Origin of the sequence: Minwuia sp. IMCC3009, from assembly GCF_029909415.1 — a bacterium.
GTDB lineage: Bacteria > Pseudomonadota > Alphaproteobacteria > Minwuiales > Minwuiaceae > Minwuia.
The window spans coordinates 846605-863532 of sequence record NZ_CP123781.1; the positions used below are offsets into that span (position 1 = coordinate 846605).

General features: G+C 65.7%; 18 protein-coding genes and 1 tRNA gene. 4 read left to right on the forward strand and 15 right to left on the reverse strand.

The window, feature by feature from the left end; translation table 11 throughout:
* Positions 1-4: 4 nt before the first annotated feature.
* A complete protein-coding gene (locus QGV55_RS03915) occupies positions 5-1213 on the reverse strand; it encodes an aminotransferase class I/II-fold pyridoxal phosphate-dependent enzyme (RefSeq protein WP_281018163.1) in 1209 nt (402 codons plus the stop codon).
* Positions 1214-1382: 169 nt separating this feature from the next.
* On the opposite strand from QGV55_RS03915, the gene QGV55_RS03920 reads away from it, so the two are divergent.
* Positions 1383-1458 (forward strand) — tRNA-Ala (locus tag QGV55_RS03920).
* 45 nt (positions 1459-1503) lie between these two features.
* Here QGV55_RS03920 and QGV55_RS03925 read toward each other — a convergent pair.
* From QGV55_RS03925 to QGV55_RS03950, 6 genes are all read right to left on the reverse strand, one after another.
* On the reverse strand, positions 1504-2502 hold the full coding sequence (locus QGV55_RS03925; protein ID WP_281018162.1) for a TonB family protein: 999 nt from the start codon (positions 2500-2502) through the stop codon (positions 1504-1506).
* Positions 2499-2900, reverse strand: coding sequence for a biopolymer transporter ExbD (locus tag QGV55_RS03930; RefSeq protein WP_281018161.1), 402 nt, complete (start codon positions 2898-2900; stop codon positions 2499-2501). Before QGV55_RS03930 ends, QGV55_RS03925 begins: the two co-directional genes overlap by 4 nt.
* Positions 2897-3328, reverse strand: coding sequence for a biopolymer transporter ExbD (locus QGV55_RS03935; protein ID WP_281018160.1), 432 nt, complete (start codon positions 3326-3328; stop codon positions 2897-2899). Before QGV55_RS03935 ends, QGV55_RS03930 begins: the two co-directional genes overlap by 4 nt.
* Positions 3282-3968: a MotA/TolQ/ExbB proton channel family protein gene (locus QGV55_RS03940; protein ID WP_281018159.1), complete on the reverse strand. Its 687-nt coding sequence runs from the start codon at positions 3966-3968 to the stop codon at positions 3282-3284. The genes QGV55_RS03935 and QGV55_RS03940 overlap by 47 nt, the downstream gene beginning before the upstream one ends.
* Before the next feature lie 62 nt (positions 3969-4030).
* The gene (locus tag QGV55_RS03945) at positions 4031-4456 is read right to left on the reverse strand and encodes a hypothetical protein (RefSeq protein WP_281018158.1); all 426 of its coding nucleotides are present in this window, start codon (positions 4454-4456) and stop codon (positions 4031-4033) included.
* 130 nt (positions 4457-4586) lie between these two features.
* Complete coding sequence (locus QGV55_RS03950; protein WP_281018157.1) at positions 4587-5771, reverse strand: MFS transporter; 1185 nt, start codon at positions 5769-5771, stop codon at positions 4587-4589.
* Between the two features lie 102 nt (positions 5772-5873).
* On the opposite strand from QGV55_RS03950, the gene QGV55_RS03955 reads away from it, so the two are divergent.
* Both QGV55_RS03955 and QGV55_RS03960 read left to right on the forward strand, forming a co-directional pair.
* Positions 5874-6752: a LysR family transcriptional regulator gene (locus QGV55_RS03955; RefSeq protein WP_281018156.1), complete on the forward strand. Its 879-nt coding sequence runs from the start codon at positions 5874-5876 to the stop codon at positions 6750-6752.
* Between the two features lie 137 nt (positions 6753-6889).
* Complete coding sequence (locus QGV55_RS03960; RefSeq protein WP_281018155.1) at positions 6890-8065, forward strand: CoA transferase; 1176 nt, start codon at positions 6890-6892, stop codon at positions 8063-8065.
* Between the two features lie 18 nt (positions 8066-8083).
* On the opposite strand, the gene QGV55_RS03965 is transcribed toward QGV55_RS03960, so the two are convergent.
* From QGV55_RS03965 to QGV55_RS03980, 4 genes are read right to left on the reverse strand one after another with little or no spacing between them, the layout of a single operon-like run.
* Positions 8084-9562, reverse strand: coding sequence for a biotin carboxylase N-terminal domain-containing protein (locus tag QGV55_RS03965; protein ID WP_281018154.1), 1479 nt, complete (start codon positions 9560-9562; stop codon positions 8084-8086).
* Between the two features lie 22 nt (positions 9563-9584).
* Positions 9585-10412 carry a crotonase/enoyl-CoA hydratase family protein gene (locus tag QGV55_RS03970; RefSeq protein WP_281018153.1) on the reverse strand — a complete coding sequence of 276 codons (828 nt, stop codon included), beginning with the start codon at positions 10410-10412 and terminating at the stop codon, positions 9585-9587.
* A 28-nt stretch (positions 10413-10440) separates the two neighbouring features.
* Positions 10441-11763 (reverse strand): alkyl sulfatase dimerization domain-containing protein, encoded by a 1323-nt coding sequence (locus QGV55_RS03975; RefSeq protein ID WP_281018152.1) that lies wholly within the window; start codon positions 11761-11763, stop codon positions 10441-10443.
* Positions 11764-11780: 17 nt separating this feature from the next.
* Complete coding sequence (locus QGV55_RS03980) at positions 11781-12641, reverse strand: SDR family NAD(P)-dependent oxidoreductase (protein ID WP_281018151.1); 861 nt, start codon at positions 12639-12641, stop codon at positions 11781-11783.
* Positions 12642-12799: 158 nt separating this feature from the next.
* Here QGV55_RS03980 and QGV55_RS03985 point away from each other — a divergent pair, with 158 nt between their 5' ends.
* Positions 12800-13981 carry a pyridoxal phosphate-dependent aminotransferase gene (locus QGV55_RS03985; RefSeq protein WP_281018150.1) on the forward strand — a complete coding sequence of 394 codons (1182 nt, stop codon included), beginning with the start codon at positions 12800-12802 and terminating at the stop codon, positions 13979-13981.
* Positions 13982-14020: 39 nt separating this feature from the next.
* Here QGV55_RS03985 and QGV55_RS03990 read toward each other — a convergent pair whose 3' ends face one another.
* The 4 genes from QGV55_RS03990 to QGV55_RS04005 all read right to left on the reverse strand — a co-directional run bounded on the left by QGV55_RS03990 (position 14021) and on the right by QGV55_RS04005 (position 16880).
* Complete coding sequence (locus QGV55_RS03990; RefSeq protein WP_281018149.1) at positions 14021-14491, reverse strand: helix-turn-helix transcriptional regulator; 471 nt, start codon at positions 14489-14491, stop codon at positions 14021-14023.
* Positions 14492-14547: 56 nt separating this feature from the next.
* The gene (locus tag QGV55_RS03995) at positions 14548-15072 is read right to left on the reverse strand and encodes a cytochrome b/b6 domain-containing protein (protein ID WP_281018148.1); all 525 of its coding nucleotides are present in this window, start codon (positions 15070-15072) and stop codon (positions 14548-14550) included.
* Positions 15073-15134: 62 nt separating this feature from the next.
* On the reverse strand, positions 15135-15401 hold the full coding sequence (locus tag QGV55_RS04000; protein ID WP_281018147.1) for a PepSY domain-containing protein: 267 nt from the start codon (positions 15399-15401) through the stop codon (positions 15135-15137).
* Between the two features lie 216 nt (positions 15402-15617).
* Positions 15618-16880 carry a SulP family inorganic anion transporter gene (locus tag QGV55_RS04005; protein WP_348637652.1) on the reverse strand — a complete coding sequence of 421 codons (1263 nt, stop codon included), beginning with the start codon at positions 16878-16880 and terminating at the stop codon, positions 15618-15620.
* Between the last annotated feature and the right edge of the window lie 48 nt (positions 16881-16928).

Sequence of the window (16928 nt, forward strand, 5' to 3'; positions counted from 1 at the left end):
GTCCTCAACTGTCCATCAGTGCGGCAAGGCGCTTCAGCGCCTCACCGGTCGTTGCGTGATCCTGTACCAGGGCCAGCCGCACGTAGCGCTCCCCCGGGTTGCTGCCGTCGGGTTCCTCGCGCGCCAGATAGCCGCCGGGCAGGACGCGCACGCCGGCCTCCGTCCAGGCCCGGTGGGCGAAGGCCGCACCGTCGCCGACATCCAGCCAGACGAAGAAGCCGCCTGCCGGCCGGTAGTAGCCGGGGCGGTTGCCCAGAAGGCTGTCGGCCAGATCGAACAGGGCGCGATAGTGCTGGCGCGTCTGTTCGACATGGGCCTCGTCGCGCCACAGTGCCTCGGAGGCGGCGGCGATGGGGCCGGGCAGCGGTGCGCCGCCGAAACTGCGCAGCTTGGCGAAGCGCTTCACCATCTCCGGGTCGCCTGCCATGAAACCGGACCTGAGGCCGGGTGCGCTGGACCGCTTCGACAGGGAGTGGAAGACCACGACATTGCGGAACCGGTCCGGGGTGGCGGCGGCGACTTCCAGCCCGCCCACCGGCGGGGCCTCGTCATAGATCTCCGCGTAGCACTCATCCAGAGCCAGAACGAAATCATGCGCCCTGGCCAGATCGACCACGCGCCTCAGATAGGCCCTGTCGGCAATCGCCCCCTGCGGATTGCCGGGGGAACAGAGGTACATCAGCGCCGTGCGCGACAGGGTTTCCGCGTCGAGTGTGTCCAGATCCGGCAGAAAACCGTTCTCCCGGATCGCGGGCATCAGCCGGATCTCCGCCCCCGCCATGGTCGCCGCACCCAGATAGCACTGGTAGAACGGGTTCGGTGTCAGGACCAGCGGACGGGTGGCCGCGCGCACGGCGGGCACCGCGATCTGCGCCAGCGCAAAAAGGCCCTCCCGCGTGCCATTCAGCGGAATGACCTCCGTTTCCGGGTCGATGCCCTGTCCGGCGCCAAGCCCGTAGCGGCGGTCCAGCCATTCGGCAATGGCCCGGCGCAGGCCGGGGGTGCCGTTGACCGCCGGATACTTGCCGAAATCCCCGGCGGCGGCGGTCAGCGCCTGCATGAGCAGCGGCGGCGCGCCAAGCTGCGGTTCCCCCAGCGCCATGCTGATCGGTTCCGCCCCCTCCGGCCCGCCTGCCGGTGCATCACCCAGCAGATCACGCAGCCGCTGAAACGGATAATCGGTCAGGAGATCGAGTCGCTGGTTGACCATCATGGGTGCCTGAAGAAAAGAGTCATTGAAATTATGATCTTGATTGTGATTCTGCAACCGATGTGTAAGCGGGGCAAGGGGGTGCGGTGCGAAACCCGCTTTCCCGCTTGACTTGGCAGGCCACAGGCACCTAAGAAAGCGCGGCTCCGGGCCAAGTGTCCGGTGCTGTTGTGGGGCCGTAGCTCAGATGGGAGAGCGTCGCGTTCGCAATGCGAAGGTCAGGGGTTCGATTCCCCTCGGCTCCACCAATTTCCCACTTCCCAGCCTGATCCCGGGCCGCCATGCAGGCGGCGTCAGCGCAGTGCGAACTTCACGGGCACCACCAGTTCGAGCTGGCTCTGCGGCATGAAGTCCGGCATGGCGGGCAGGGGCTGGGCGCGCTGGATCATGGCCTCGACTTCGGCGTCGAGCAGGGCGTGGCCGGAGCCCTTTTCGATGCGGAACTCCGTCACCCGCCCGTCGCGATCCATGCGGAAGAACAGCATCGCCGTGCCTTCCTGCCGTCGCCTTTGCGCCCGGCGGGGGTATTCCTTGTGGCGTTCCAGCCAGTTCAGCAGACGGGTGAGATAGTCCTGCCGCTCACCCGGACTGCCGCCGCCGGAGCGGGTGCCGCCCTGGCTGGACTTGCCGGCTCCGGACCGGTCACCGGAGCGGCCGCCACCACCGGTCACCAGCGCAGCCTGTTGCACTGCTTCACCAGGGCCGCCCGTCCTGACCGCCTCGACGGCAGGCCCGGTCCGGGACGCCGGTGTCGTCACGTTCACGGCAGTCGCTTCCCTCGGTTCGGCGGTCTGAACCACCTCCGGCCTCGGGCGCGGCACCGGGAGTGGTGGCGGCGAGACGGCGGCAACGGCCTCGGTCACCGGCTCCGGCGTTGCGTCGGCGGTTTCGATCCCTTCAGTGACAACCCTTGCCGCCGTCCCGGTCGGGCCTGTGGCTACAACCGGCTGCGGGGCAGGTGAAGTGGCTTCGGCCGGGGCGGGAACGGCGGCGGCCTCCGGTGCCGCGACGGCTGGCTCAGGTGCAGGCATGGCCTCGGCGACCGGTTCCGCGGTCACTGTTTCTGCCGTCTCCGGTGAGAGGGGGCCGGCTTCCGCTGGCACGCCTTCGACCTCCGCCACCTCGCCCAAGGCACCTCCCGAAGCGGCAAGGCCGACCTGCATGCCGGACACGCCGGGCAGGGGCGTGCCGCTGGTCGGTGCCTGCAACAGCATGGCGACGGCGATGGTCGCGTGAAGCAGCAGCGCCACGATCAGGGCCGGGAACCAGCCGGGGGGAGGGATGTGGTTCATTCGCCTGCCGGGACGGTCAGCAATTGCATATCCGTCAGGTCGGCGCCACGCAGGCGCTCCATCAGGGCGATAACCCTGATCGCATCCACGGCACCGTCGGCCTTGACCCGGACTGTGGTCATCGGACTGCGCCCGAAAGCCTCGATCAATGCAGCCTCCGACAGCGGCAGCCCATCAAGCGCCAGTTGGCCCTGCCGGTCGATCAGGATCAGGTGCGTGTTCCTGTCGGGCGCCGCTTCGGTGACGGAATGCGGCGGGGTGACGGTGAAGGGATCGGTCGCGGAGAGGTGCCCCGCCACCATGAAGAAGATCAGCAGCAGGAAGACGACGTTGATCAGGGGCAGGACACGATCGTCGTCGTTGCGTGGACGCGTCCTGTGGATGCGGGCGAGGCTCAACGGTTCTGCTCCGGGCGGGCCAGGGAGATGTTCCGCATCCCGCTCCCGGCCAGGCGATCCAGCACAGTGATCGTGCGCTGCAGGGAAACGCCGTCCGCAGGACGCACGATGAGGGGGCGGTCGGGGTGATCTTCAGCGACCTGTCTCAACCGTTCAACAATCAGGTTCAGGGACAGGATTTCGCCAGACAACCACAGCCCGTCGGCGCGGACATCCACCAGCATGGCACCGGTCAGCGCCTTTGCTGCGCCTGCCCTGGCGGGCGGATCGAGGTCGATGGCACGCCAGTCGAGAAAGGAGGAGGCGAGCATGAAGAAGACCAGCAGGATGAAGACGACATCGATCAGCGGTGTCAGGCTGATCAGTGCCCGACGGCGTCCGTCAGTCGCCGCCCTGAGCGACGGCGGCGGGGTGAAGATCGCCGACATGGGAAGCCTCCGCATGCTGTGCCGGTGGAAGGTTCTGGGTGAACAGGCGGGTGATGGCGCTGTCCGCCGTGTGGGCCAGCCGCTCGATCCGGCGCTCCAGCCAGTTCAGGGCCACGACCGCCGGGATGGCGACGGCGAGGCCCACCGCCGTGGTCAGCAGCGCCTCCCAGATGCCGCCCGACAGGATGGCCGGGTTGACCTGGTTGCCCGCGGCTTCCAGTTGGCGAAACGCCTCGATCATGCCCAGCACGGTGCCGAAAAGGCCGAGCAGGGGAGCGAGGGAGGCGATGACCTCCAGGGCGCGCAGGCCGGTGCGGCAGGCTTCGAGCGCGTCGGCGGCGCAGCGCATGGTTTCTGCCCGCACAACCTCCGGGTCCATACCCTGCCGGATGCCGCGCATGGCGGCGGCGATTGTCGCGGCGAGCGGCCCGGTCGAACCCTGCAACCTTGTCACGGCCTCTCCCGTCCGGCCCGCCTGCCAGAGCGACAGGGCATCGCCGGTCATGGCTGCATCGGCGGAACGGATGCCGCGCAGTTGCCAGGCCTTGGCGAGCACGATGGCTGTTGCCGCGACCGAAATGGCGATCAGCAGTGCCACCACGGGGCCGCCGGACTGGAGCATGGCCAGCAGATCGGCCAATGGTCCGTCCGGTGCAGCAGCGGAGGGCGGGAGGGTCACTTCGGTCTGCATCGGTTCGGCCCTTACTTGATCAGGGAAACGTCACTGCGGGAGGTCGTTCGTACCAGGGACAGGCAATCGTCACGCTCGCCGTTCTGGTCCGTGCATTCGAGGATGCCGTTCACCAGAATCCGCCCGATGCCGTCACAGGCGATCTCCGCCAGATCGAAGACCTTCAGACTCGTCTTGCCCGCGACCAGCGGCGCGGTCTCCAGCGCCAGTCGCCGGGTGACGATGCCGTCGGCATCGAAGATGACCAGGTCATAGCGCAGGGCGGAGAAGGCCGCGTCGGTATCGTTCTGCAGCACGACATAGGCGCGGCAGGCGCCCTCCACGGCTTCCAGCCTGTTCAGTTCCAGACCGATGCCCGGTTCACGCGTCTCCGCCCCGGAGGCGGCGGAAGCCGCGAAAAGGAACAGGCCGACCAGCGCGGTGCGGATGGAGATCATGGGCCAGATATTCCTGACGTTTCGGAAAATGCTGCGGACAGGCGTCCGGCAGATGACAGGAGTTCTTAATAATGCAATTGACTCTCAATAGCAACAACGGCGCTGCCAGGCAACGCCGGATATCGCCGGTTCAGGCGGGGGAGACGGCGACCGGTTTCTCCGCGATCGGCCAGTGGATCGCGGCGGAGGCGACGCCGAGGGCGATGCTGAGCCACCACATGGCGTCGTAGGACCCGAAGGTGTCGTAGGCATAACCCCCGATCCAGGCCCCCAGGAAGCCACCGAACTGGTGGCCCATGAAGACAATGCCGAACAGCATCGACATGTAGCGGGTTCCGAAGATGTGTCCCACCAGCCCGCTGGTCAGCGGTACGGTGCCAAGCCAGAGCAGTCCGATGGCGGCAGAGAAGATCATGACGGTCAGCTCCGTCACCGGCGTCAGGATGAACAGCAGGAAGATCGCGGCGCGGGCGAGGTAGAGCAGGCTGAGCAGGTTCTTCTTGGAATACTTGCCGCCCAGCACACCACAGGCGTAGCTGCCCGCGATGTTGGTCAGCCCGACGATGGTCAGGGAGACCGTGGCCAGCCACGGATCGAAGCCGCGATCACTCAGGAATCCCGGCAGGTGGACGCCGACGAAGGCCAGATGAAAGCCGCAGACGAAGAACCCGGCGTTCAGCAGCCAGAAACTCGGGATCGCGAAGGCGGCGCGCAGGGCTTCACCGATCTTCTGCTCCGGGCCGGTGTCGGTGACGACAGGCTTGCTGGCCAGGCCATAGGCCAGCGGCACGATCAGGCAGGCGGAGGCTCCCAGGATCAGCAGCGCGTTCGACCAGCCAAATCCGTCGATGATGAAATGGGTATAGGGCAGGGACATGAACTGGCCGATGGACCCGCCGACCGAGGCGAGTCCCAGGGCGGTGCTGCGATGTTTCTCCGGCGTGATGCGGCCGATGGTGCCGAGGATGACGGTGAAGCCGGAACCGCTCAGGCCCAGCCCGATGAGCACGCCACCGACCAGCAGCTGATCGCCCGTTCCAGGCAGGGTCATGACAGCCAGGCCGGCGCCATAGGCCAGCCCGCCCAGCGCGATGACCCATGCGGCCCCGAAACGGTCGGCGAGCGCCCCGGCAAAGGGCGCGCCCAGACCCCAGAACAGGTTCATCAGTCCCATGCCGAGCGCGAAGGCCTCCCGCCCCGAGCCCAGATATTCGGAGACCGGTGTCAGGAACAGGCCAAGCGCCTGACGGAAGCCGACGGACAGGCCAAGGACGCAGCCGGCGCAGATCAGGGCAATCCAGAGTTTTCTGTTCATGGTCAGGTGCTCGCGACGTCAGGGACAGGTTGTCGGCGCAAGGTAGGTGCGGTAGTGGAATTCGTGAAACGAATAGAATTGATCTGATCATCAGGAAAATTGATGCTGGAGCCTTCCCAACCGATTGATGCGGGTCTGCTGCGGGCCTTCGTGACCGTCGCCGAGACCCGGAACTTCACCCGCGCCGCCGAACGCCTCAACTGCGTGCAATCCGCAGTCAGCATGCAGATCAAGCGGCTGGAGGAGGCGTTGCAGGTCCGCGTCCTCAACCGCACGAGCCGGGAAGTCCGTCTGACGCGGGAGGGCGAGATCGTGCTGCGGTACGCGCACCGTGTCATGCGCCTGACGGCGGACGCGATGATGGAACTGGGGCAGCAGGTCGAGCGGGGACGTGTCCGGCTTGCCGCCACCGACATGTCCATGTGCTTTCTGCCCCCGGTGCTGACCGAGTTCGACAGGCGCTTTCCGCTGGTTCAGGTCGAACTCAGTTGCAACCGCAGTTGGGAGGCGCTGGAGCGTCTGGAAGCCGGCGATGCGGATCTGGCTTTCGTGACCCAGCGCTGTGGCCGGTCGGGCGGGCAGCAGATCATGCACAGGCCCCTCGTCTGGGCTGCGGCACGGCATTCCGACGCGCCGGAGGTGGATCCGCTGCCGCTCGCCATCTTCGCACCGGACTGCATTTACCGGAAGGCGGCGGTCCAGGCGCTGGACGACCATGGCATGCCCTTTCGCTTCGCCTATGAGAGCACCAGCCGGGCCGGACTGGATTGCGTTGTGGAGGCCGGACTGGCCGTGACCGTCCTGCCCGTCGATGCCGTCTCGGGAAAGCTGCGTGTGCTCGACAGAGGCTTTCCGGTGCTGCCTGACCTGAAGACCTACCTGTTCCACGCCAACGGCAGCAGGCTCTCCCCGTCGGTCGAGGCACTGGCCGACCTGCTGCTGGAGATGCTGGCCGTACCGGCGCCGCAACGGGCCGAATGACTGCATTGCCGATCTTGCCGGTAGACGGCGGGGGCAACTTTGCTAGAAGTGTTCTGCTTTCCGGGGAGGAAGGCCGCCCGGTGTCCGGCATATGTCGGGTTCGCCAGCGGAGATGATCGAGAGCTGGGGGGACCCGAATGACTGACGAACCGCGCGCCTTTGATGGAATCAACGTGCTGGACTTTTCACAGGGTGTGGCCGGGCCGCATTCGACCATGCTGCTGGCCCAGCATGGTGCCAACGTGATGAAGGTCGAGCCTCTGGCAGGCGACTGGGGACGTGCCCTGGGCGCGATCTACGGCGACCAGTGCGCCCATTCCATCGCTTTCAACCGGGGCAAGCGGTCGCTCGCCATGGACATGAAGAACCCTGACGCGCTGGCGGTTGCCCGGCGCATCGCGGAAAAGGCCGACGTGATCGTGGAAGCCTTCCGTCCCGGCGTCATGGCGAAGTTCGGTCTGTCCTACGACCAGGTGAAGGCGGTCAATCCGAACGTCATCTATCTTTCGGTCACGGGCTTCGGCCAGTCCGGCCCGAACTCCAACCGTCCGGTGACCGATGCGGTCATCCAGGCCTACTCGGGCCTGATGACGGTCAACCGCGACAAGGATGGCATTCCGCAGCGGCTGAACATGATCCCCATCGATGTCACCACCGGCCTCTATGCATTTCATGCGCTTTCGACCGCACTGATGCGGAAGTTCCGCTATGGCACCGGCTGCTACATCGACAACAATCTGATGCAGAGCGCTGCAGCGTTCCAGGCGGCAAAGGTGATGGAGTTCTATCTGGAAAAGGGCCAGAGCCAGCCGCTCTACGTCCCCGTGGGCACCATGCCGACCACCGACGGCTTCATCAACATCACCGCGATGCGGGAGGCGCATTACCAGACGCTCTGCGATGTCATGGGCAAGCCGGAATGGAAGGATGATCCGCGTTTCTGCTCCGGTGAGCTGCGGCTGCGGAACGAGGCCGAGCTGATGCCGATGATCCGCGATGTCTTCAGCACCCGCTCGACGCAGGACTGGGCCGAGGCGCTGACGGCGGCGGGGGTCATGAATGCCCCGGTGCAGACCTATCGCGAACTGATGGACCATCCGCACACCAGGGCGGTGGAGGCGATTGCCTATGTCGAGCACACCTCGACCGGCACCGTGCCGATGCCGCACATCCCCGGCCTGCCGCGCATCGAGGGCGCGGACGCGATGACCCATGCGCCGTCGATCGGCGAACATTCCGACCAGATCCTGGGCGAATGGGGCTATTCGGAAGATGACATCGCGGCGATGCGGACCGGTGGCGCCATAGCCTGAGCCGCCGGTATCGCCGGATCAGTTCCGCCAGTGCCCCATGCTGGCATAGGGCTCGGGGTAATTGTCGTTCTGGCGGCGGAAGCTGTCGTGGCCGTTCAGCGCCGCGACCAGCACGGTGTCGACGGTCTTTCCATCCGGTTCCGACCGGGTCAGGCTTTCCGCATGCTCCTCGACGAAACCCGTGTGCAGGTCGCCTGAGCGGAACGCCGGATGGGCCACGATGTCGGCCAGATAGTCGATGTTGGTGCCGACACCCAGCAGGGTGGTGTCCCGCAGGGCCTTGCGCATCAGGTCCGCCGCGCCGGGACGGTCTGGTCCATGCACCACCAGCTTGGCCAGCATCGGGTCGAAGTCACTGGTGACGGACTGGCCCTGGGTCAGCCCGTTCTCGAACCGCATGTGATCGTCCGTCGGCGGATCGAGCAGCAACACCCGCCCGGTCTCCGGCAGGAAACCGTTCGTCGGGTCCTCGGCACAGATGCGGCATTCGATGGCATGGCCGTTCAGCGCCACCTCGTCCTGTTCGAGGCTGAGGCCCTGACCTGCCGCGATCTCCACCTGTTTCCGGACCAGGTCGATGCCGGTCACCATCTCGGTCACCGGATGCTCGACCTGCAGACGGGTGTTCATCTCAAGGAAATAGAATGCGCCGTCGGGGGCCAGGATGAACTCCACGGTGCCCGCATTGAGATAGTTCGCGGCGCTGGCCAGCCGTACCGCCGCCGCGCAGATCTCCGCGCGCAGGGCGTCGGGCAGTCCGGCGGAGGGTGCTTCCTCGACGATCTTCTGGAACCGGCGCTGGATGGAGCATTCGCGCTCATGCAAATGCACGACCTTGCCTGTGCCATCGCCCAGCACCTGAACCTCGATGTGGCGCGGGCGGTCGACATAGCGCTCGGCATAGACCCGGCCATCCGCGAAATAGCGTTCTGCCTCGCTCGCCGCCCGTCGGGCCTGATCGGCCAGATCCGCGGGGTCACGGACAATGCTCATGCCCTTGCCACCGCCACCCGCGGATGCCTTGACCAGCAGGGGGAAGCCGATACGCGCGGCCTCCGCGATGAAACTGTCGATGTCGCCGGTCGGCAGGACGGAGGGGGCGACGGGCACACCATGTGTCTCCGCGAACTTCCGCGATTCGATCTTGTCGCCCATCAGCCGGATGCAGTCCGGGTCCGGGCCGATGAAGGTCAGTCCGGCACCTCTTACCGCTTCGGCGAAGCCCGCGTTCTCTGACAGGAAGCCATAGCCGGGATGGATGGCATCGGCACCGGACTCGCGCGCAACCTTCAGGATCTGCGCCACGTCCAGATGGGCCGCGACAGGGGTCTCGCCCTGGATCAGCACAGCCTCGTCCACCGCGCCCACATGGGCGGAAAGACTGTCGGCTGCGTGATGGATGCCGACGGAAACGATCCCCATCTCCCGCAGTGTCGTCGCGACCCGACAGGCGATCTCTCCGCGATTGGCGATCAGTACCTTGTTGAACAAGCTCATGTTTCGGCCTCCCCGCCGATATTCAGATGTCGGCGAAATCGCCGCCGCGTCCCTTGCCGTCCCGGAACCGGGCGGCCCCGGCAATCCCTTCGCGCGCCAGTTGGGCGCGGCTGTTCTGCCATTCCTGCGCAAGGCCTTCCCGCACCGAAAGACCGTGCTGGCGGATGGTGGAGCGCCGGTCGGCGCGCATGCAGTTCTGCGGGAACCGGGCAATCTGGTGCGCCAGTTCCTCCGCCTTCTGCCGGCTGGTTCCGTCCGCCACCACATGTTCGCACAGGCCGATACGCATGCATTCCTCCGCAGGCACCTTCCGCCCGGTCAGGATGATCTCCATGGCCCGTCCCTGACCGACCAGCCGGGGCAGGCGCACCGTGCCGCCGTCGATCAGCGGCACACCCCAGCGACGGCAGTAGACACCCATATAGGCACTTTCCTCCATGACCCGGAAGTCGCACCACATGGCCAGTTCCATGCCACCGGCCACGGCCGGCCCGGCGATGGCACCGATCACCGGCTTGTCCAGTTCCAGGCGGCTTGGCCCCATGGGGCCGCGCGGAATGTCGTCGCCGGGTCCCGGCGCGGGACCGTCGGCGGTGAAGTGCAGCTCGTCCAGCGCCTGCTGGCCGGGCTCGCGCGCCTCCAGCGCCGCCGCGTGCTTCAGGTCCCAGCCGGAGCAGAAGGCACCCCCTTCGCCGAAGAACACGGCCACCCGCGCCTCATCATCACGCTCGAATGCCAGAAAGGCATCGTTCAGCGCAATGGAGCTCTCCGGGTCCATGGCGTTCCGGGCTTCCGGGCGGTGATGAATGACGGTCCAGACGTGGCCGTCCTTCTCGATCCTGACTGTCATGCGTTTCCCCTCCCCAGGGCTCGGCCATTCAGCTGTCCGGCTGAGCCTTCGTATTCAACTGGCCCTTGGCCTCCGAATCGCGCGCGGCGGCGCCATAGATGCCCTTCGCCATCAGCGACAGTTCGGTCTCCCTTCGCTTCTGGTAGACGAAGGCCCGCGCGGCATGAACGGAAGCGGTTTCAGGCGCGGCCTGTGCCGCGAATTCTGCCAGGTGACAGGCAAGCCGATGCTCCCCTGCCTCCGCCAGTTCGCGTGCCCGGTAGGCCAGTGCCGGTGCGCCACCCGCCAGTCGCGCCAGCTCCGACGCCAGCGCCGCGTCGGGGGCCGGTTTCAGGTTGGCCGGGTTGCCATCGTGCCAGCCGCCATACAGCCGCCAGATATTGCGCACGACGAACTCCGGCTCGTCATAGAACGGGCGCAGGTAGGGTTTCGCCAGCAGGTCGTCGGGCACCCGGACACTGTGGATGATGTCGTTCAGGCGCGCGCCGTCATTCATCATCGACAGCGTGTCCTCCACCAGCCCCTCCAGGGCGCAGGCCATGTCGTCGAGGACGGTGGCAATGCGCTTCTGCCCGGCGAAGGGCAGCCCGTGGGCGGGCAGGATCAGTTCCGGCTTCATCGCCCGCATCTGGCGCAGCGCCCTTGCCCATTCCAGCGGGTAGCGCTGGACCTTCTGAGGATTTCCGGCGTTGGGGAACATCCAGATGATGAAGTCCCCGGCACAGATCGCCTTTCGTTCCGGCCACCATGCCCAGAGGTGATCGTCGGTCTCCCCCTTGTCGTGGAACAGTTCCACATGCTCGTCGCCGACACGGATGTTCATGCGATCGACGAAGGTGGTGTCGGGCTTGACCCAGGATTTCGGACCGAACGGCGGTGGACCGTCACGCTCCACCCTTGGCTGGCCACCGGGCCGGTTGGGACCGAACTGGCGGGCATTGATGTGGCCGTTGTAGCCGTTGGTCCTGATGTAGCGGTCGATGCGGGGGGCCACATTCTCATGCCCGATGATGCGCGGGCGGGGATTTCCGGCGTCCGTGGCTTCATCCAGAAAGGCCTGTGTGCCGCCGATGTGATCGATGTGTCCATGCGTGAAGGCGATGGAATGGACCGGGGCCTTCGACCAGCCGCGCAGGGCCTTGATGATCGCAGGTGCATGGGCCTGCAGGCTGGTATCGAACAGCACCAGCCCGTCGTCGGTGCGGAAGCTGACCACATGGCTGAAGGCTTCGACCACCGCGACACCGTCGGCCACTTCCGACAGTTCACGGGTGACGCGGTTCAGCAGGCCGGGCGCCTGTTCGTCGCCCTGGTCGATGATGCGTGAACTCAGTTCGATCAGGTCGGCCATGGCCTTGCCTCTCCCCCTCAGCCGTGGGCTGTCTGATTGGCCTTCAATGTCGCATTGGCCGCGCTGCGCGCGAACTCTTCCTTGATCGCGGCATGGCGCATGTCGATCAGCGGGGCCATGTCGGGATGGGTGAAGATATAGCGCGCGTCGCGCTGCATGCATTCCACGACCCAGTCACCCAGGATCTCCGGCGGCATCCCGTTGGCCACCAGTGACCCGGCATCCGGGATCGGCGGTGTGTCACTGTCGGCTGTCGGGGCAGGGCGTGTGGGGATGATGCCGGACGGGCGCGCGGTGCCGCTGGTGGCGATGCTGGTCTGCACGAAGCCGGGGCACAGCACCGAGACACCGATTCCCTCCGGGGCCAGCGCCTCGTTCAGGCATTCCGAATAGCCGACGACGGCAAACTTGGTGGCGCAATAGGGACCCATGTTGGCATTGGTCCAGTGACCGGCCATGGAGGCCGTGTTGATGAAGTGTCCGCCTTCACCATGCGACCTGATCAGCGGTGTGAAGATCTCGACCCCGTGCACGACGCCCATCAGGTTGATGTCGACGATCCAGCGCCAGTCCTCCAGCGGGATCGAACCGGGGGCACCGCCCAGCCCGACACCGGCATTGTTCACCACCGCATGCACCTTGCCGAAAGTCTCGATGGTCGAGTCCGCCGCCGCCTGCACGGATTTCGCATCGCGCACGTCGCAGATCACGGTCGCGGTGCCGGTCCCAAGCTCCGCCGCCGCGCGGGCCAGGCCGTCGGCATCTATGTCCGCCAGCATCACCTTCATGCCCGACTGATGCATCGACCGCGCAATCGCCAGACCAATACCGCTCGCCGCGCCGGTGACGAATGCCACTTTCCCTGCCAGATCCTGCATGTCGATTTTCGCTCCCAATCTTGTTGTTATGTATCAAGCTGACCACAAACCGTGGGGCGGGAGAAGCTTGAAACGCGGTGTCTTCCGATGCAGCACTTTCGGACACCTGCCAATCGCTCTATGAGAACGCGAAACGAATGAAGCAGGGAGGGGGCGTGATGCAACTCAGTGGCCGGATGGCGCAGCTCGGGACGGAGACGGCGTTCGAGGTGCTGGCGCGGGCGAATGCGCTGGCGGCGCAGGGCAAGTCGGTGATCAATCTGGGCATCGGGCAGCCGGACTTTCCGACGCCGGGCCACATCGTGGAGGCCGGGCGCAAGGCGCTGGCCGATGGTCATCACGGCTACACGCCTGCCAATGGCATCCCCGAACTGCGGGCTGCCGTGGCTGCCGACATTCACCGCCGTCACGGCGCGGAGGTCGATCCCGACCACATCGTCTGCGTGCCGGGCGGCAAGGTCACCATGGCCTTCGCCATGCTGATGTTCGGTGAGGCCGGCGCGGAGATCATGTATCCGGATCCGGGTTTCCCGATCTATCGCTCCATGATCGAGTTCTCCGGTGCCAGGGCGGTGCCTATCCGCCTGCATGAAGCCAATGGATTCAGTTTCTCGGCGGAGGAAGTCCTGGCGCAGATCACTGATCGCACCCGGCTGATCATCCTGAACTCCCCGGCCAATCCGACGGGAGGCGTGGTGCCGCGTGCCGAGATCGACCGGCTGGTGGAGGGACTGGCGCGGTTCCCGGATGTCGCAATCATGTCCGACGAGATCTATTCCTGCATGACCTACGACGGACTGGATCACGTCACCCTGCTCGACTACCCGTCTATCCGAGACCGGCTGATCGTGCTGGATGGCTGGTCGAAGACCTACGCCATGACCGGCTGGCGGCTTGGCTGGGGATTGTGGCCGGCCAGTCTGGCACCGCTGGCGGGCAAGCTGGCGGTCAATACCCACTCCTGCGTCAATGCCGCGACCCAGTTTGCCGGTATCGCCGCGCTGGAGGGACCGCAGGATGCGGTGCAGGAAATGGTCGCGGCCTTCGATGTCCGCCGCACCCGCATGGTCGCGCTGCTGAACGACATGCCCGGCGTGTCCTGCGTGATGCCCAGGGGCGCGTTCTATGCCTTCCCGAACATCACCGGTACAGGCCTCGACAGCGCCACGATGCAGGACCGCCTGTTGCAGGAAACCGGCGTCGCCGCCATTGCAGGCACCAGCTTCGGCCGGTTCGGGGAGGGCTATCTGCGGTTCAGTTGCGCCAGCTCCATCGACAATATCGAAGAGGCAATGGCGCGGATGAAGCGTTGGCTGGCGGAGAACGTCGCCACGCAGTGAACCACCGGGATGCGGCGGCAGGTTGCCTGTCCGCAGGTTTCAGGGGCTGGCCGGGCGTTCCTCGATCAGCGTGTCGATGATGCTGCTCAACAGTTCGCCGCGATTGGCTGTCCCCGATTTGCGGTAGATCGCGTTCAGGTGCGACTTGACCGTGCCTTCGGCACTGCCGCGCATCTTCGCGATTTCCGCAATGCCGAGCCCCTTGACCAGGAACATGGCAATGTCGCGTTCCGAGGGGGTGAGCTGCCAGGCATCGAAATGGCTCTCGATGATGTCGAACACGGCCATCGTGGCGACGGATGCGCTCTTCTCCAGATGCGCCTTCCGGCGCAGCAGATAGAGGAAGTAGCGCGTTTCCAGCAGGATCGCGGCGCAGAGCGAGACCGTCGCACCGGACTCGATGATCAGGTGGTACCGGCCTGACAATGCCATGCCGCTTTCCGCGAAGTCCGAGATCACGTCAGTCGCAAAGAAGATGGCGCAGATCACCTGGATAAGGATCAGCGCCATCAGGCCAAGGGGTGTTTTGTTGGACAGGCTTGCAGGATGTGTCACGGATCATGTCCTCATTCGGGCATGTTCTCCTTGTATCCGGTCACCATGGCGCGTGGAAGGTTCACATGCAGGCGACGGCTTTCGAAGATCACCGCTGCAATGTGGGCAACGACAGACAGTTCTGCCCATGAGACCAGGATTTCGTGCAGTTCCTCGGTCCATTCCATGCCCCAGAACATGTCGGTGGTCATCAGGTAGCCCGACAGGCCGATCAGCAGCATCGTGACCAGCAGGTTGTAGATCATCCAGGCGCCCAGCGGCGTATGTCCGACATGCGCGCGGGTGCGCCCCGCTGCGATATCGGTCATCTGCTCCATCGCGGCTGAGCGGCTGGGCGGGAAGCTGCTGAACCGTGCGTAGCGGGTGCCGACGAGCCCCCAGATGATGCGCGCGACGATCAGGGCGACGACGGCATAGCCGATCCACTCGTGAACGGCACTGTCCTCATCGATGATCAGCGCATTCGCGCCGAAGAGGATGACAAGTGACCAGTGAAAGACCCGGACAAACAGGTCCCACACACGAATGCGTTTCATGACTTCAAACTCCGGTCTCGGGATAGGGGCGACGGATCGTGCCATCGCCCCTTGCCGCTGGTTCAGTCGTCGCGCTTGGTGCGGACGATGTTCATCGCGGAATCGAGATAGATCTCCAGACGCTTGCCATCCTTGATCGCATAGGCCTCGAACAGTCCGTCCTCGCGCTTGATCTTGCGGACCTCGTAGCCCTGGGCGGTGAGGGTGTCGCGGATGGCCTGCTCCTGCGCAGCCGTGGTTGCGTCGCGGCGTTCGCTGGCGAAGGCGCCGGTAGCGGGAAGTGCCAGCATGGCGACGAGTACCAATCGGGCGGGAATGCGCATGTTCATCTTCGTGATCTCCTGTTGCATCTGACGTGCGGTCCGTTCGCTCGATGGCCGCCCCGCAAACAAGGTCCCGGACACGTCGATGCACAATCATCCGGAAGGTGCAGGTCGCAGCTTCCGAACCGGAGTTTGGGCATCTGCAACTCTGGTTCAGATCATGAAAAACGTTATAGATCAGGTAGTTGGATGTGATCGACCGGTCAGCCCGCTGCGATCCGGCTATCGGTCCCGCGGGGTCCAGTCGGGCGGTCCGGCGTTCCGCCGGTGCAGCCGAAGCGCCAGCCCGAGGGCCACGCCAACGCCGATGGCAACCGTCAGGTCGGCCAGAACCGTCAGCACCAGCGTCAGCAGGATCAGGACCCGGTCCGCGACCGGTTCCCTGAGATAGCTGCCCCACTTGTCAGGCTCGCTCATGTTCCAGGCGGTGATGATCAGCAGCGCGGCCAGGGCCGGCAGCGCCAGGTGCCCGGCCAGCGGTGCGGCGACCATCATCATCGCCAGCACCGCGAGGGCATGGACCATGCCCGACACGGGAGTCCTGCCACCGGCGCGGACGTTGGTTGCCGTGCGGGCGATGGCGCCGGTCGCGGGCAGGCCGCCGAACAGGGCGGAGCCGATGTTTGCCGTACCCTGGGCGATCAGTTCGGCGTTGGGACGGTAGTGCCCGTCGATCAGCCGGTCGGCAACGATGGCGGAGAGCAGGGATTCGATACCGGCAAGGAAGGCAATGACGAAGGCGGAGGGCAGCAGTTCCGTCACCTTCGCCAGCGTGATCACCGGCAGCTCGGGCATCGGGAGACCATCGGGCAGGGGGCCGAAGCGTGACGTGATGGTTTCCACCGGCAGGTCCAGCAGCGCCACCGCTGCGGACGTGGCCGCGACGGCGACGATCAGGCCGGGAAACCGGGGCGCGATCTTGCGCAGGACGATGATCAGGGCTGCCGTGGCGAGGCCGATGCCCAGCGCCGCCGGACTGAAGCTGTCGCGGACGGACAGCAGCGCCGCCACCTTCGGCACGAAGTCAGCGGGGACGCTGGCCAGTTGCAGGCCGAGCAGGTCCTTCATCTGGCTGGTGGCGATGATGATCGCGATCCCGATGGTGAAACCGTTGATCACCGCCTCCGGCACATGCGCGATCAGGGTTCCGGCCCGCAGCAGACTTGCGATGAGCAGGATCAGCCCGGCCATCAGCGTCGCCAGGACGAGGCCGTCATAACCGTGGTTGGCAATGACCCCGTAGACGACGACGATGAACGCACCCGTCGGACCGCCGATCTGCACCCGGCTGCCGCCGAGCAGAGAGATGAGAAAACCCGCCACCACTGCCGTCACCAGACCGGCGGCAGGATCGGCGCCCGAGGCGATGGCAATGGCGATCGACAGGGGCAGCGCAACCATCGCCACGGTCAGCCCGGCGGCCACATCCGCCATGAACAGGTGGCGTGTGTAGGACGGCAACGTCGTGAGCAGCTTGGGCTTCATCGCGCAGATCGGCATGCTGGAAGAGGATGCCGCCGATCTTCGGCGCTA

Coding starts and splice junctions, on each gene's coding strand:
- QGV55_RS03950 (WP_281018157.1), bottom strand. CDS start 5,771: ATGAACAGAAAACTCTGGATTGCCCTGATCTGCGCCGGCTGCGTCCTT.
- QGV55_RS03970 (WP_281018153.1), bottom strand. CDS start 10,412: ATGACAGTCAGGATCGAGAAGGACGGCCACGTCTGGACCGTCATTCAT.
- QGV55_RS03960 (WP_281018155.1), top strand. CDS start 6,890: ATGACTGACGAACCGCGCGCCTTTGATGGAATCAACGTGCTGGACTTT.
- QGV55_RS03995 (WP_281018148.1), bottom strand. CDS start 15,072: ATGAAACGCATTCGTGTGTGGGACCTGTTTGTCCGGGTCTTTCACTGG.
- QGV55_RS04005 (WP_348637652.1), bottom strand. CDS start 16,880: ATGAAGCCCAAGCTGCTCACGACGTTGCCGTCCTACACACGCCACCTG.
- QGV55_RS04000 (WP_281018147.1), bottom strand. CDS start 15,401: ATGAACATGCGCATTCCCGCCCGATTGGTACTCGTCGCCATGCTGGCA.
- QGV55_RS03985 (WP_281018150.1), top strand. CDS start 12,800: ATGCAACTCAGTGGCCGGATGGCGCAGCTCGGGACGGAGACGGCGTTC.
- QGV55_RS03955 (WP_281018156.1), top strand. CDS start 5,874: ATGCTGGAGCCTTCCCAACCGATTGATGCGGGTCTGCTGCGGGCCTTC.
- QGV55_RS03925 (WP_281018162.1), bottom strand. CDS start 2,502: ATGAACCACATCCCTCCCCCCGGCTGGTTCCCGGCCCTGATCGTGGCG.
- QGV55_RS03975 (WP_281018152.1), bottom strand. CDS start 11,763: ATGGCCGACCTGATCGAACTGAGTTCACGCATCATCGACCAGGGCGAC.
- QGV55_RS03980 (WP_281018151.1), bottom strand. CDS start 12,641: ATGCAGGATCTGGCAGGGAAAGTGGCATTCGTCACCGGCGCGGCGAGC.
- QGV55_RS03935 (WP_281018160.1), bottom strand. CDS start 3,328: ATGTCGGCGATCTTCACCCCGCCGCCGTCGCTCAGGGCGGCGACTGAC.
- QGV55_RS03990 (WP_281018149.1), bottom strand. CDS start 14,491: ATGGCGCTGATCCTTATCCAGGTGATCTGCGCCATCTTCTTTGCGACT.
- QGV55_RS03915 (WP_281018163.1), bottom strand. CDS start 1,213: ATGATGGTCAACCAGCGACTCGATCTCCTGACCGATTATCCGTTTCAG.
- QGV55_RS03965 (WP_281018154.1), bottom strand. CDS start 9,562: ATGAGCTTGTTCAACAAGGTACTGATCGCCAATCGCGGAGAGATCGCC.
- QGV55_RS03945 (WP_281018158.1), bottom strand. CDS start 4,456: ATGATCTCCATCCGCACCGCGCTGGTCGGCCTGTTCCTTTTCGCGGCT.